10 protein-coding genes are annotated in these 13,381 nt (G+C 40.7%); 1 reads left to right on the top strand and 9 read right to left on the bottom strand.

Annotated elements, in window-relative coordinates; genetic code table 11:
* Window positions 1-65 precede the first annotated feature (65 nt).
* The 8 genes from CLV25_RS10215 to CLV25_RS10180 all read right to left on the bottom strand — a co-directional run bounded on the left by CLV25_RS10215 (window position 66) and on the right by CLV25_RS10180 (window position 9,857).
* Entirely contained in the window at window positions 66-527 is a 462-nt protein-coding gene (locus CLV25_RS10215) for a hypothetical protein (protein ID WP_207895634.1), read from the bottom strand.
* Window positions 528-1,152: 625 nt separating this feature from the next.
* Window positions 1,153-1,545 carry a YybH family protein gene (locus CLV25_RS10210; protein WP_131839550.1) on the bottom strand — a complete coding sequence of 131 codons (393 nt, stop codon included), beginning with the start codon at window positions 1,543-1,545 and terminating at the stop codon, window positions 1,153-1,155.
* A 483-nt stretch (window positions 1,546-2,028) separates the two neighbouring features.
* Window positions 2,029-3,363 (bottom strand): WG repeat-containing protein, encoded by a 1,335-nt coding sequence (locus tag CLV25_RS10205; RefSeq protein WP_131839549.1) that lies wholly within the window; start codon window positions 3,361-3,363, stop codon window positions 2,029-2,031.
* A gap of 270 nt (window positions 3,364-3,633) precedes the next feature.
* The gene (locus CLV25_RS10200; RefSeq protein ID WP_131839548.1) at window positions 3,634-3,813 is read right to left on the bottom strand and encodes a hypothetical protein; all 180 of its coding nucleotides are present in this window, start codon (window positions 3,811-3,813) and stop codon (window positions 3,634-3,636) included.
* A 178-nt stretch (window positions 3,814-3,991) separates the two neighbouring features.
* Window positions 3,992-6,583: a sacsin N-terminal ATP-binding-like domain-containing protein gene (locus CLV25_RS10195; RefSeq protein ID WP_131839547.1), complete on the bottom strand. Its 2,592-nt coding sequence runs from the start codon at window positions 6,581-6,583 to the stop codon at window positions 3,992-3,994.
* A gap of 374 nt (window positions 6,584-6,957) precedes the next feature.
* Window positions 6,958-7,692, bottom strand: a complete 735-nt coding sequence (locus CLV25_RS10190; protein ID WP_131839546.1) for a hypothetical protein — start codon at window positions 7,690-7,692, stop codon at window positions 6,958-6,960.
* Between the two features lie 581 nt (window positions 7,693-8,273).
* Window positions 8,274-8,639 (bottom strand): hypothetical protein, encoded by a 366-nt coding sequence (locus CLV25_RS10185; RefSeq protein WP_131839545.1) that lies wholly within the window; start codon window positions 8,637-8,639, stop codon window positions 8,274-8,276.
* A 564-nt stretch (window positions 8,640-9,203) separates the two neighbouring features.
* Complete coding sequence (locus tag CLV25_RS10180; RefSeq protein ID WP_131839544.1) at window positions 9,204-9,857, bottom strand: response regulator transcription factor; 654 nt, start codon at window positions 9,855-9,857, stop codon at window positions 9,204-9,206.
* Window positions 9,858-9,990: 133 nt separating this feature from the next.
* Here CLV25_RS10180 and CLV25_RS10175 point away from each other — a divergent pair, with 133 nt between their 5' ends.
* On the top strand, window positions 9,991-12,183 hold the full coding sequence (locus CLV25_RS10175) for a PAS domain-containing protein (protein ID WP_131839543.1): 2,193 nt from the start codon (window positions 9,991-9,993) through the stop codon (window positions 12,181-12,183).
* Between the two features lie 444 nt (window positions 12,184-12,627).
* Here CLV25_RS10175 and CLV25_RS10170 read toward each other — a convergent pair whose 3' ends face one another.
* Entirely contained in the window at window positions 12,628-13,236 is a 609-nt protein-coding gene (locus tag CLV25_RS10170) for a LysE family translocator (RefSeq protein WP_131839542.1), read from the bottom strand.
* Between the last annotated feature and the right edge of the window lie 145 nt (window positions 13,237-13,381).

Here is a 13,381-nt window from a genome sequence, read left to right as displayed (position 1 = left end):
AGTGCCATTTTATAATCGGTACCTTTTTTCGGTTGAGGCTCTTGCCTTAACCAAAAAACTGTTACTTAGCCGGCATTGTTTACTACTGATGCTTTTAGAGCCGATGCTATTTCTTCGGCTCTACTTTGTATATCCTCCTTTTTGCCCGACATAAGTTCGATGCTCCTATTCGGTAGCTTTATGTAGAGCTTGTAGGTGTCGTTGGTTTCCGTTCTGCTTATGGAAATAAAGTTCATGGTTCGTGACTCTCTCGACCTTATAATTTGAAGGTTGATTAGCGAGCTTACATCTTCCCACTCGCCCTTGGTTACTGTAAATAGGCCAATATACCTTCTTACTCTTCTACTGTCGGGATCTATAACTACTCCCGACTCTATAAAGAGCAGCACAATGGATACAACGAGAAACGGTATCCCACTCCAATCTAAAACCATTATTCGCCATATGCTAACTGCGAGTAGAATCACTCCTAGTGCTATGAAATTTAATGGAAGCTTGCCTGTTTTGTAGCGTAGCATCATCTTCAAATCGTATTATGGTTTAACTAAATGTCGCAAATTATAGTAGCGGTTGATGTCAATATGCTTAGCCCAATGCTGTCATGCTAAGGTTAAATTTAGAAGGTTAAGCACACAATAGCAGCACGTTATTCTTCCGCTCAGGCGGGAGGTAGGGGAGGGTTTAGATGTCATTACCCACTCCCTGCCTCGTTAGGCGAAGTCTGTTGCCTTTGTCAATTCTATCATTGCAGGCTATAGCCTACAGAATAGATTCGACTGAGGCTGGATCCTCATAGCCGTCAAGCTGAACTATTTTTTCAAAGCCTAAATGCAGAATCATGGCTGATTATCCCCTCCCAAGGAGGGGGCAGGGGGTGGGTTTGTTTGTTTAAATTAATATTTTTGCTCCGCTTCGCGTTCGTAACCCACCCCTACCCCTCCCAAGGAGGGGATAATCAGCCGCTATTGAGCGTTTGTCCTTTTAAACTCAACCTTAGCTTGACGGCTATGAGCTGGATCCTAAGCCAAACGGGGAATAAACAGCTTCAATCGTGCTCTAATGCCTTATGCCTATCTTCATTTCTTCCAAACAGACACCAAGCATCCTTAACTTGACGGCTATTGGCCGAAGCATCAGCCTAACAGCGTGCTTTTAGCTAATTGCAGCATTAGTTAGCGACCAATGGCTATGGACAATTTTCCATTGGCTATTTTCTTCGAGCCTGTACACCTCTGTGCAGTTCTCCTTCCAGATCATGTCGCCCGAGTACGAGTGTAGGTTGTAGGTGAGAACGGCCATTGTATCGGTTGATTGCACTACGGGATTTATCATCTCGAACTTATCCATCTTTACCGTTCCCCGCATGCCCTCATACAGCTCCTTTATCCGATCCCAGCCGTCTATACGCCTTTCCTGGATGGGGTCGAAATAGGTAAAGTCCTTCGAGTAGAGTTCGAGGTAGGGGGTAGGGTTTCCATTGTGCCATGCGTCGAGAGCTGCAGTCTCTAGCGCAATAATTGTTTCTGAGATAGTGCGCTTATCCATGATGTGCTATATAAAGTTGATTGCTTTTCGGCTCTTATGCTCTTCACCTAGCTTTCGTAACATCCCAAAGGCAACACGCAACGCTCCATCTATTCTACAATACTCCATTACGACCGCTAGCCTTGTAATCCCTTTTGTTAGGCGAAGGCTGTTGCCTTCGTCAATTCTATCATTGCTGGCTCTGAGCACATAGCCGTCAGGCTATGCCTTAATTCAACAGATAAACACCCGATAGCAGCACGTTATTCTCCCGCTTAGGCGGTAGGGCAGGGGGTGATAACGTCCCAACCCATCCTGACCCCTCCCAAGAGGGGATAAACGGCTTCAGCTATACGCTGGTCCTTGATCTCTATCCTTTTTTTTCAAAATATACAATCCGATGCATCCGCTTAGCTTGACGGCGATGGGCTATAGCCTACTTGGATAGGCTCGTCTGAGGTTCTTGCCACAGACGAACATATTCTATGGCTAGTAGGCGCACGCTTACTGTGCTACCAGCTTTAAATCGCAGTTGTACTCTTCGGTTTCGAAGCTGCCCTCCTTTTTTCTGATAAAGCTATTGGCGTATGCAACAATATACCTGCTATCTAATGGTACGAGCACCGTCCCATCGATGGATACAACTCCATACTTATCGCCATTTTTAACCGCTACCTTATCGGCGCAGAATAGGGAGATTTGGTCGTAGGTAAAGGGGAAAATAGTTTTGTTGCTTTTATCCACTATCCCTTCTTTGTTGTTTTGCTTTACCTTAAATAGGCCCGATTTGTAGGCTATAACATCATCGTACATAATGGGAAATACGAGCTGCATGCCATTCCTGACGTCTGCCAAGTTTTGCTTTTCGTTTTTGTATACCAATATGTAATCATCCGAGCTATAGTAGTACTTGTCGAAGCTGTAGCTCGATGTTTCGCTAGTAGCAAAGCAGAGGAAATGCTTGGAGCTGTTAATGCCAACAACCGCGTAGTCGGTGTTGAGGATTTCTATGCTCTGGTACTTAATCGGAAGGATAATATTTTTCTTGAGGTCGATAATTCCCCATAGGTTATTCTTCTTAACCAGAAGAATGTTGTCGGGTGTATGCTTGCTTTTACCCATTCTTTTGGGAATAATCTCCTCGTATTCGGGCTGTATTATGTACTCTCCATTCTCGTCGAGCACTCCTTCCTGCGAGCCGTTATTTGCAATATAGTAGTTTTTTGAGTCCGACAGGTATTCGCCAGCCGACTGAAAATTTTTATTCGTACTAATGTTGTAGCTAACTATTTTGGTCTTTATGAGGTAGCTGGTTTGGTCGCCTTTTTTTAGGACTATCGTTCCTCTCTCCTGCTTAATGCTATTGTAGGCTACCGGTACTACCACTTTTCCTTGATCGTTGATAATGCCGTACAGCGCATCTTTTTTTACCAAGAACTCTGCACCAACCTTGTAGGTGAAGTCTATTCCATCAAACGTTGGCGTTACTATTTGCTTGCCAGAGTAGCTGTATACGCCTATTTTCCCTTCTTTCTTTACGTATATAAAGCTGTTGTAGGCCCGTTCGATCTCATCGTATTCCGCAGGTATAATCTCGATGCCTGTGCGCGATACCAATCCCTGCCGATGGTTCTTTCTTACAAGGTAGAAGTCGCCAAATGGGCATTTCGTGATGCTCTGAAATCCTGTAAGCTTTGCTTTTCCTTTGCTATCAACCAGCGCGAAAACCTTGCCTTTCTGGCGTATAGTTAGAACTTCACCCTCTTCTACTGCAATTAGCTGGGCCGATAGGGTGGAGGATAGTAAAAGGAAGAAGAGGATTAATGGTATTGCCTTCATTAAAAGTGTTTTTTGGCGTGGTTCTACTATGCGGTAAATATAGGAGTGTTTTCGTTCTTTCGCGCCTCGATCTTCCGAGGATTCCTTTATTTGGTGAAGGCTCTTCCCTTCTTCAATTCTATTATTGTACGCTTATTAGCCTTTAGTAGATGCCACAGCCTAACCTATTATTCTTTTTATGGCGGTTTAAAACCGCTAATTATATCCGACATAGTTACAGACTATGCCGAGCTTTGTGCTTATAATCTATGCTTAGCAAAGGATGAACTACTAATTTAGAGGATGCGCTGAACAACCAGCATTTGTACATTCACTACAAGAATACCCTTCACCACAACCATTATCAATACTCGAATCGTATTGATAATCATTGTTATAATAGTCTTCGTTGTCTTCGTCATAATTATCATGATAATTATGGTTTTCCTCATAATCGTCAAAATCTTCCATATTCACACGTATTTTTGTTAATAAACTTACGAGACATTATCTAAAATATTTCGTTAAAAAAAATTTGATCCTCGTTCGTGCCTAAGAGTGCAAAGGTAGTGTCTTGACTATCCATAAATATGTTTTAATAAGCAATAATATTTACAGAGTATTGCTTGCATTTTTATTTTGTATTCAATTATATTTTATTGATATGATCTATAAAATCCCCAAAAATCTTTCCTTTTGACCAAATGTTGTTGCTGATTTTATATTTGTAAATTAAATCATTTTCGTAATACAAATCAATATCATCATTGGTATTTGCAATTCCCATTTTATTAGTTTCAAATTCTGAAACTTCGTCAAATTTCATTTTAAGTTTTTCACCAATGTTGGTAACAAATTTAGAATTCTTTCTAATATAGTCAGTATTTAATACAGAACCATTTTTTTGAACAACACATAAAGCATAATTGTCTGCTTCAGTAACTGCAGTTTCAGCTTGGTATGAGGTCATTGAAACATATGATGATCTCGATGTAGATTTTACTTCAATAGCATATCTAATGTTTTTCTTTTTAAGTGTAATGATTAAATCTTTTCCAAAAATTTCTTTTTTAACTTCAAATCCATGCTTTTGTAATGTCTCAGCTAAAATATTTTCTACTTTTTCACCTACTTCGTTTCGGTCTTTTTCTTCTTCTATCTCTTTTTTTCGTTTAGCAATAAGGTTAAGTATTTCGGGGTCATTTTCAATAGTTAGAGTGATTTCTGATAATTTTGATAAAGAAATATTACTTTTCATAATTCGATATAAACTATCTTTATCATCTATTGTGTCTAAAAATAACTTCGCTCTATTTTTATATAATTCTTGAAAGTGTTTTTTGCCAATATCTTCGTTATTGTCAAACCATTCTGATAAAAGTCTTACTGCTTTAATTGTGTTTTCATCGTAAACTTTCTTTTCCTTTAATCCTAGTGTAATATCACTTGAAATATTTTGTATGTCAATTTTTGCTGATGTTAATGCAGAAATATCAATACCTTCATAAACTAAATATTCTCGCCAATCTTCTAACCCGATTAAAGCAAAAATATCAAGTAAAATATCGTCATTAAGTTCGTCTAAATATAAATTAGGGATAAGTTGTTTGTTTGTTATCCATTGTTTACGTAAACTATCATATCTCTTATTTATAACTTCATTTACTTTTTGAAATGCACCTAATCGATTAGGTACAATTTCTAATTCATTAAATAATTCAGTACATTTATTTCCAATTAGAAAATCATAAATACTTTGAAGCCATTTAATTGTATTCTCAATATTTAGTCTTAAACAATTTTGAAGGTCTGTAATGTTATTTATTTCGCTCAAATCAGTTGCAATGTTCTCGAAATCAATTATAGAACAATCATTCCATATGAGGTCTGCCCATTTATGGATATGTTTCTTTGCTGGAAGTATTTTAGCCTTTAAGTCAGACGAGAATTGCCAAATTTTTTCTCTATCTTCCTTCTTCAAGTCTGGATCCGGGAAACTTACATCGCTAAAAAGAACTTTGTCATCTTCTGTTTCTATAACTTTTGAATTGGTAATTACTTCTCTTAAAACTTTCTGAACATTGTTTTGATACCACTTCTCGTCAAAATATTTATGATTTGTGTTTGGAGTTTTGTTCAGACAAATATTGTAGTAGTCATAAAAGTTAAGGTCAGTAATTCTTTCAACAAGTTGGCCGTAAAGTTTAACTGCTTTTTCAATTATTTCTCTATTCTCATCAACTTCTTGTTTGTCGTCACCTTTAAGCCAAACTCCATCTCTTTCAATTAGAGGATTGAAGTAAAAACTATTTACAATTACAGGAAAATGAAAATCTTCAGTGCCAATTAGAGGAAAATCGCAAAATAACTTTGGGTAGTCATTTAAACTTTTTATCGCATAACCATCCTTGGTTTCTTCAACAATTGAAGCAATTGCAACATTGTTATCTTCGGCAAAAAGAATTTTAATTTTAATCTTCTTTTTGTTTTCAGTTTTAATAATAGTCAACAAAACATCATCTTCAATTATCTCGCTATTTTCAAATTTTGTAGTCTTGTTGTTAATACTGTCAATAATATTTACTGAATCAATGACTGGAATAAAAGCCAATACAAATGGAATTAGTTCAGTTAATTCATTAACGCCTATTCTTGCAATATCTTTTTGCTCCTTTGTTACAAGATTATAAGTAAAAGAGGTGTTAAAATCATCTTCATCATATTCGTCAATCTTATTATCCTCAGTTGATTCATGAAATGCAGTCCAAGCGTTTTCAATTTTTGGAACAAGTTGTCCTGTAGTATTGCCATTTCTGTCCATCTGGAAAGAAAAGCGATAGTATTCTTCGTCAACGGTCTTAACAATACCTTCAACTTCTACAATTTTTGAAAGCAGGTGAGTAGTAAGAAAACCTGTACCAAATTTTCCTGTTCTACTGCTCTCTTGCCCTTCTTCAACTTCTTTAGATGAAATCTGATTAATTAGCCCCCTAATATCTTTTTGCGTAAAGTGAGATCCATTATGCCTAAAAACAACACTATCTCTACTTAATTCTATTTCTACGGAAACTTTTCTGTCATTATCTGCAATGCTGTCTTTTGCGTTTTGCAGTAACTCCCATGCCCAACGTCCGTGGTTATTCTCCACGGTCATTTCTAAGTCGTGAAGTCGTTTTATTATTTTGTCGGCTATTGAACGTGGGCCGTCTTCTTTTCTTTCTATTTCAATTGATTGTATCATAGGGGGTCTGTATCTATTTTATCATTGTTGGTAAACTCATTTATATGTCTGACTTTATCAAACATATTCTTCCAGTTTTGGGTGGGTATATCTAATTATTGTTAGACCTTTCCTATCTATTCCCGCAAACCCAGCACCCCCGAAACAGGGCGCACAAGAAGTGTTTTTCTACCTCTATACTTATCCTAGGTTTACGATTTAAAAATAGATGCTCGAAATGTAGCTAAAATATCTTATGGTTGTACTCTAAAGGTTAAATATTTACCTATCTAACGAGTTTTCTATGCCTTTGCAAAAGCAACCCCCAACACCAAGAACGCTCGGTATTGGGGGTTAGTTAAGAAATAAAATCTTGCTTATGGCATCTTTATCTTTTAAGCCTGTCCTTCCTCCTGTGTAGGAAGTTCCGTATTCTTAAAAGCGGTGTTGCTATCCTTTTTGGGCGCTGGCGTATCGTACATGGTGTACTGCTGCTGCTTGGCGTAGCTACCACGGAAGGCAACCTTACCGGCCTCGCATACATTACGGGTAAAGGTGTAAACAGCATTGTACTTAGCAATACGAACCTCGGTGTCGGCTGGCCGACTTGCCTTTGCCATCGCTTGAACCGCAATTGCATTAGTTAACCGTGTCTTTATATCTACCAGCTTCGTCTTATAACCATTAGGAAGCCGTGCATTCAGCTTCGCCTCGTATTCGGGCTTACTGTAGTTGGTGATAATTTGGTTTAAAAGGCTTACCATCTTCTCGGAGTTGGTTCTGGCCTTTTCTACTCCCTTACGTCCAAACGCAATAGATGCCGTAGACCTATCGGATAGCGCTCTTTCGCAGTGGAAAAAGAAAAATTGCACCTCTTCCCTGCATTCCTGCATGATATCCATAAGATCTTGCGTAGCAATAGTAATGTTACCTCTGCTCTCTAGGCTAGAGTAGTCGTTTAAGCATTCTTCAACCTCAGCGATATTGGCATCAATATCGACTACGGTTAGGGAGGGTTCTACGGACTGTAGCTCGGCAATATCCTGCTTGGCAAGCTCGAGCTTGGTTTTTGCTTCGGTTAGCATTTCAGTGTCCGGCATAGTGTAGCATCTTAAAAGTTCTTTACTCATGGGCTGTTGGTTTTGATTTATATTCTGTTCTCAATTACCCCAAATAGTTGGGGGGTTCAGTAGGCTCACAGATGCGCTATGCTTATACATAACGACTTATCTGTAAATCTGCATTCAAGTTATGAAGAATCTTACCAACATGTCAATAGCTTACATTGAAAAAATTTAGCGTACATAAAGCTAAAAAAGTTAATCGCGTCTACAAATAGCTGTAGGGGCTGTTTTTTATGGTGTAGCATACCTGTTTTTGCGATTAATCTATTCCAGTAAAGCACTTTATGGTGGCTTTATACCGCGGATTTTGCATTTAAAAGTTAGACGGACTCCATTTCGAAGGTTGTCCCCTGCTGGCGGGGGTAAGGGGTTGGAGTTTAGGTAGCGTATAGTCACTATATGTGCCGTATACTTACCATTTAAGGCGCATTTCCCACCCCCTGCCACTGCCAGCGGGGGACATGTTTTATGCAGCGACATGCTGATTCATTAACATCTGCCTCGTTTGTGGGAGTTGAATTTTTTAAATGTGAAATTCCTAGACTTTTTACCGCTTCCGCTCCCCCTGTAAAGCTACTGTTAGAGCTCTAATGCCTAAGAAATGCCCTTCGAATATGGTCAACGCCATTTCGAGAGAAGCTTACGAAGCTTCGATAATGGTTTCGGCTATTTCGACAATGCTTTACGGAGCTTCGAGAAAGGTTTTCGGAGCTTCGAAAGTAGCTTACGGGCTTTAGAGAGAAGTTTACGCCATTCTGAAGAAGGTTTACGAGCTTCTGAAAATGGTTTACGAGCTCGTAAACCATTTTCAGAATGGCGTAAACTATATTCAGAATGGCGCAGACCATCGTCAGAATGGCGTAAGCTATATTTTGAAAGGTGTTGACCATCTTCGAAAGGGCGTAAAGATCTCTCGAAGCTCCGTAAACGTTCCTCGAAAGGGTGTAAAGCATCGTAGAAGCTCCGTAGACTTCTGTCGAAACCCTATTTATGCGCTTCGAAGCTAATGGAGCTAACGAAAAGTACGCCCCTACTCCCTGCCGATCGCTGAGCGTAGCCTAAGTGGGAGGACAACATGCAGCTATTGGTAGTTTACTCGTTAGAATTCTGCTTTAGCCCTTCGGCTAAAGGGCATAATCCTTGTAGCATAGCGCTGCTCGTGCTGCATGGCGGCGCGACGGCGTAAAAATGGATGGTTATGGAAAAAGAGGAAGCCCTGAAAGGGCGTAATAGTATGCCCTAGCCTATAAGAGCTTGGAGAGAATGGACAAGAGACGATTAGAATACCGTATGACGAGGAATTGGTATCTCCTATATTTTGAAATAAGCTAGACGGGAATAGATGCGGAAGCAAATTACTGCTTCGGATGGAATATGTTGTTTTATGCCTTAGCGCATATGCTCAGCAGCAAGGCTTTCATCTTATTGCCATCGGGATAAGCCAACAAGGTGCTTCTTTGGTACAAAGTAGCAGCATATGTAGGTACTCCTATCCGAATAGCACGGTACTATCGCGGCTAGAAGATCTCGATAAGGTTGTCCTTAATGGCGCACACCACCAGGCTAATCGTATTGTTAACCCCCGTTTTCTCGAAGATCTTTGCCTTATGGGTTTCTACCGTTCGGTGATTTATACTCAGCTCCTGCGCAATCTCCTTCGATGTTTTTCCTTGGCATAGAAGCCGGATAATCTCCTTCTCGCGTATGGTAAAGATGTCTGCTATCGATCTATTTTTCTCGGGCTGCCGCATACTGGTTATCAAAAGGTCGAAGATGTCCTGCGAAAAGTGGACACCTCCCTCGTACACGGTTTCTATGGCATCAATAAGCTCGGATTGACAGCTGCTCTTCGATACAAAACCTTTTACCCCCGAGTGTATTACTCTTTCTAAAGTAGCACTTTTCCCTTCGGATGTCAAAACAATTATGTGCAGATCGGGCTGTAGCTCTAGCGCCTTGGTAATAGCTTCTTCGCCATTTATAACAGGCATGTTTATGTCGACTAGAGCTATGTCGGGCCGATTATTTGTCAAGAAATCAAGCATCTCACGCCCGTTTAGGCATGTTCCAATCACCTCGTAGTCGTTTCTTGTGGTTAGGAGCAGCTTTAAGGCCTCGGCAAAAATAGGATGATCATCGACAAGCAGTATGCTAACCTTGGTTCTGCTCATATACACTCCCCTCTTGATTTTAAGCCTCAAATATAGATTAATGGATGAATAAGTTAATGCCAAGTACGCCGATTTTTATGAAAATAATTTCTATACTTGCAGCTTTCGAATCGTACTAATTCCGGAGTGAGCAATGATTAATGAGAATGTAATGCTGCAAATCGCCGACATGGTAGATACGGGCATTCTCGTTGTTTACCAAAATCGGATTACCTTCCAAAACCCGACGGCTAAATCTATCCTAAACCAGTACTATAGCACGATGGGTGTTGATGGGCCATTTTTCTCAAAAAATATATCCATCTCGAAAGAAAAAATACGTAGCTGGCAGCGTACAATGGCTGCCGGAGAGGTTTGGCACGATAGGATAGAGGTTCGAATAGCCGGTAGAGGTGCTGCATTGGAGGTTAAGGTAAGATCTACCGATGGTAAGTATGGTAAGCATGGCTCCTACATATTTACCCTACATGGTATTACAGAGGTAAAAGCAAGCAATTCATCCAAAGAAGATATTCCCCTTTCGCATATCATAGACAATGCTCCATTTATGTTTTTAGAATGGAATGAAGAGGGGAAAATCGGTTACGTTAATAAGTCTCTGAGGCAGTTTGTTGGGCTAGATTCCGAAAAGCTGGTTGGTCGTACGTTTCGAGAGCTTATGCCCGAACATGTAACAAATCGGATAGATCAACAATCCAGAAAGCTTAAAAGCGAGGGAGGATACTCCATTTCCGAAAGCCATTTTAAGGTTAAGAGTAAGGATCGGTTGGCCTTTTGGATGCACGCACAGGCAGCTCCCAAAAACGGAAAGGATCATTTCTTCTCCGTAGGGATTGATATCACCGATAAGAGTATTGATGATAACGAGCATGTCGTACTCCGAAAGCAATGCAACGCGCTGGCCGGAAATCTGAGGCATTCGCTCTTCATCATAAACAAAAATCTTGAGGTTACATTTGCCAACGATCTTGCCATTCAGTGGTTCGAAGGAAAGGGCTTTAAAAAAGGAAACCCCTGCAACGGTGTTCTGTTTAACCTGTCCGCACATCCCAGAGCCTCGGAGTTTAGGGCATTCTTCAAGCAGAATATTCGAAGTCTAAAGCCAAAAATTTTCTTCGAGAACGATGAGATGTTCGAACGTTTTTCCTTGCCGTTGGTACAAAACAACGAAATAAGTAGCATTGTCGTTGAGCATCGGAAGGTAAACGGATTTAAGCGGGAGCTTATGCTGCTCGATATTGAGGGTGAAATGCCTCAGTCTATCATCGAAACGGCAAAGGTGTCTATTGTAAGGATAAACGAGGATATGGAGTTTACCTATGTTAATGCACAGTTTGCCTCGCTCCTCCAGTACGATCCCTCAGAGCTAATCGGAACCTATATTCCTGAGATTATTACTCCCGAGCACAGAGCCGATTCTCTTGCCCGATTCTCGGAGTTTAAGCAAGGAACGGAATCCTACTACGAAGAAGATGTAGAGATATATAGAAAAGATGGGACGACCATTTGGGTGGAGGTGCTAGTGTCTGGGGTAAGGCGTTCGGATGGAACATTCTCTTCGTTTACGGCTACTATAAATGATATAACCAAAAGGAAGAGGAGGGAGGCCGAGCTGAAGAGCCAGCTCATTCAGAGCAAAAAGGTGAAGAATAACATGGATAAGTTCTACTCCATTATTGGTCACGACCTAAGGAATCCATTTTTAACGACTAAGCTTATATCAGAAAACCTTATCGGGCATGTAGAAAAGCAGAACGACACTAAAACGGCCATGTTCCTTAAAGACATAACCTGTTTGGCCGAAGAGGGTCTAAACCTGCTCGACAACCTGGTTTCGTGGACTAAAAGCGTAATCGAAGGCTTCGACTACCAGCCTTCCTACTTTAACCTAAGGCGCCTTTGCTCCGATGTCGAGAAGCAGCTTGTTATAGCATCTCAAATCAAGGGAATTACCCTTGCCAATGAGGTAAGCGGGGATATTGAGATATTTGCCGATCGAAACATGCTCAAAACGGTAATCCGAAATCTGGTATCAAACTCCATAAAGTACAGCCATAACGGTGGGGTTGTTGGCATAAGTGCGGAAGTAAAGGCCGATACGACTGTTATTGCCGTTTCCGACAATGGTGTGGGTATTGAAGCGAGCATCATTCCGCATCTGTTGGAAATTAACCCCAAAAAGCCACGAACCAGCCCCGATGGTAAATCGACTACCGGAATTGGGCTGCTAATCTGCAACCATTTTGTCGAAAGGCATGATGGACGTATCTCTGTAGAGAGCGTATTAGGCCAAGGCACCACAGTTAGAATCGAACTAAAGAATTAAAAAAAGAAAAAAGCATCTCTCACGAGGTGCTTTTCTTATTTGACTGTTGGTTTTAAAAAGGGAATTTTAAAAAAGTTGGGAATTATTGAAATTCTAACTGGCTTAATTAGGCTGCAAATGTAGCTGGGGGCATCTACAGTCGATTAAGTAATTTTCGGTACGTAATATTACGTTGCTATTTTGATCTATTTTATTATACAACCGTAAGATCCTTATACATTGCAATCTAATCAAACGAATATCCTGTCATTTTAAAGTATTTATTCGTGATTTACTTATATACTTTAGCTGATTTTGCGTCTGTAAACATTACCCCACCCTTTGCTGGATAATTTTTAGCTAATACACAGAGGCTTCAAACCGTTTTAATTGGGATAAATGAACGGTTTGGATGCTTTCCCAGCTGCCAAAATCGAAATACCTACTCGGATAATCCCGCTTTTCTTATAGCCAAAACAGGTTAACCGCAATAAGTACAAATATTATGCTCTTAATCTTGCCGATATAACGGCCAACGGGCGATTGCTCCACAAATCGGTTGAGCAAGCCTGCAAAGAAGGCAACGATAGAGAAGATTACTATTGCTTGAATAAAGAAGATTCCGCCTAGGGTAAAAACCTGCAGTGCCGTGTTACCTCCTGCAACCACAAACTGGGGCAGAAAGGCAAGGTAGAAGAGCAGCACCTTTGGGTTAAGCACGTTCATCACAAACCCAATCTTTAGCAGCTTGGAGTAGCGCTGCTTTCCTCCTGTCTTTGCCAGCGCCAAACCCGCCTCGCCCCACGACATGTAGGCTAGGTAGAGCAGGTAAAGTGCGCCAAAGGCCTTAATGCCTGTTAGTGCAATTGGTATTTTGGCTAATAGGGCGGCAACGCCAAAGGCCACCAGCGAGGTATGAATGATTAACCCCGAGCATAATCCTACAGCTACCGCTACTCCGCTACGCCAGCCGCTGGTAATGCTTTGTGCCACCACAAAAAGGATATCGGGGCCGGGCAGAAGCGTTAGCAGCACCGATGCGGCAAGAAAGGAGACTATTTGGTAGATATCCATTAGGGTTGGGGTTTTTATTTTCCCTCAAATGTAAAAAATTAATTAAGGGATCCTTTTTGGGGTTAGGCGAAAAGGCATTCAGAGGACAAGGTTGTTATTTCATGGGGAGGAATGGTAGTAGTAGGCTTGGGTTGTGCGATTTTTG

Source organism: Acetobacteroides hydrogenigenes (assembly GCF_004340205.1).
GTDB classification, from domain to species: Bacteria; Bacteroidota; Bacteroidia; order Bacteroidales; family ZOR0009; genus Acetobacteroides; species Acetobacteroides hydrogenigenes.
The sequence above is the reverse complement of the archived record's forward strand: the minus strand, read 5'-3'. Positions and strand labels throughout refer to the sequence as shown.

Excerpts from the sequence above, each read along its gene's own strand:
- CLV25_RS10180 (WP_131839544.1), bottom strand. The coding sequence starts at position 9,857 with ATGAGCAGAACCAAGGTTAGCATACTGCTTGTCGATGATCATCCTATT.
- CLV25_RS10210 (WP_131839550.1), bottom strand. The coding sequence starts at position 1,545 with ATGGATAAGCGCACTATCTCAGAAACAATTATTGCGCTAGAGACTGCA.
- CLV25_RS10195 (WP_131839547.1), bottom strand. The coding sequence starts at position 6,583 with ATGATACAATCAATTGAAATAGAAAGAAAAGAAGACGGCCCACGTTCA.
- CLV25_RS10205 (WP_131839549.1), bottom strand. The coding sequence starts at position 3,363 with ATGAAGGCAATACCATTAATCCTCTTCTTCCTTTTACTATCCTCCACC.
- CLV25_RS10170 (WP_131839542.1), bottom strand. The coding sequence starts at position 13,236 with ATGGATATCTACCAAATAGTCTCCTTTCTTGCCGCATCGGTGCTGCTA.
- CLV25_RS10175 (WP_131839543.1), top strand. The coding sequence starts at position 9,991 with ATGATTAATGAGAATGTAATGCTGCAAATCGCCGACATGGTAGATACG.
- CLV25_RS10200 (WP_131839548.1), bottom strand. The coding sequence starts at position 3,813 with ATGGAAGATTTTGACGATTATGAGGAAAACCATAATTATCATGATAAT.
- CLV25_RS10185 (WP_131839545.1), bottom strand. The coding sequence starts at position 8,639 with ATGCTTTACACCCTTTCGAGGAACGTTTACGGAGCTTCGAGAGATCTT.
- CLV25_RS10190 (WP_131839546.1), bottom strand. The coding sequence starts at position 7,692 with ATGAGTAAAGAACTTTTAAGATGCTACACTATGCCGGACACTGAAATG.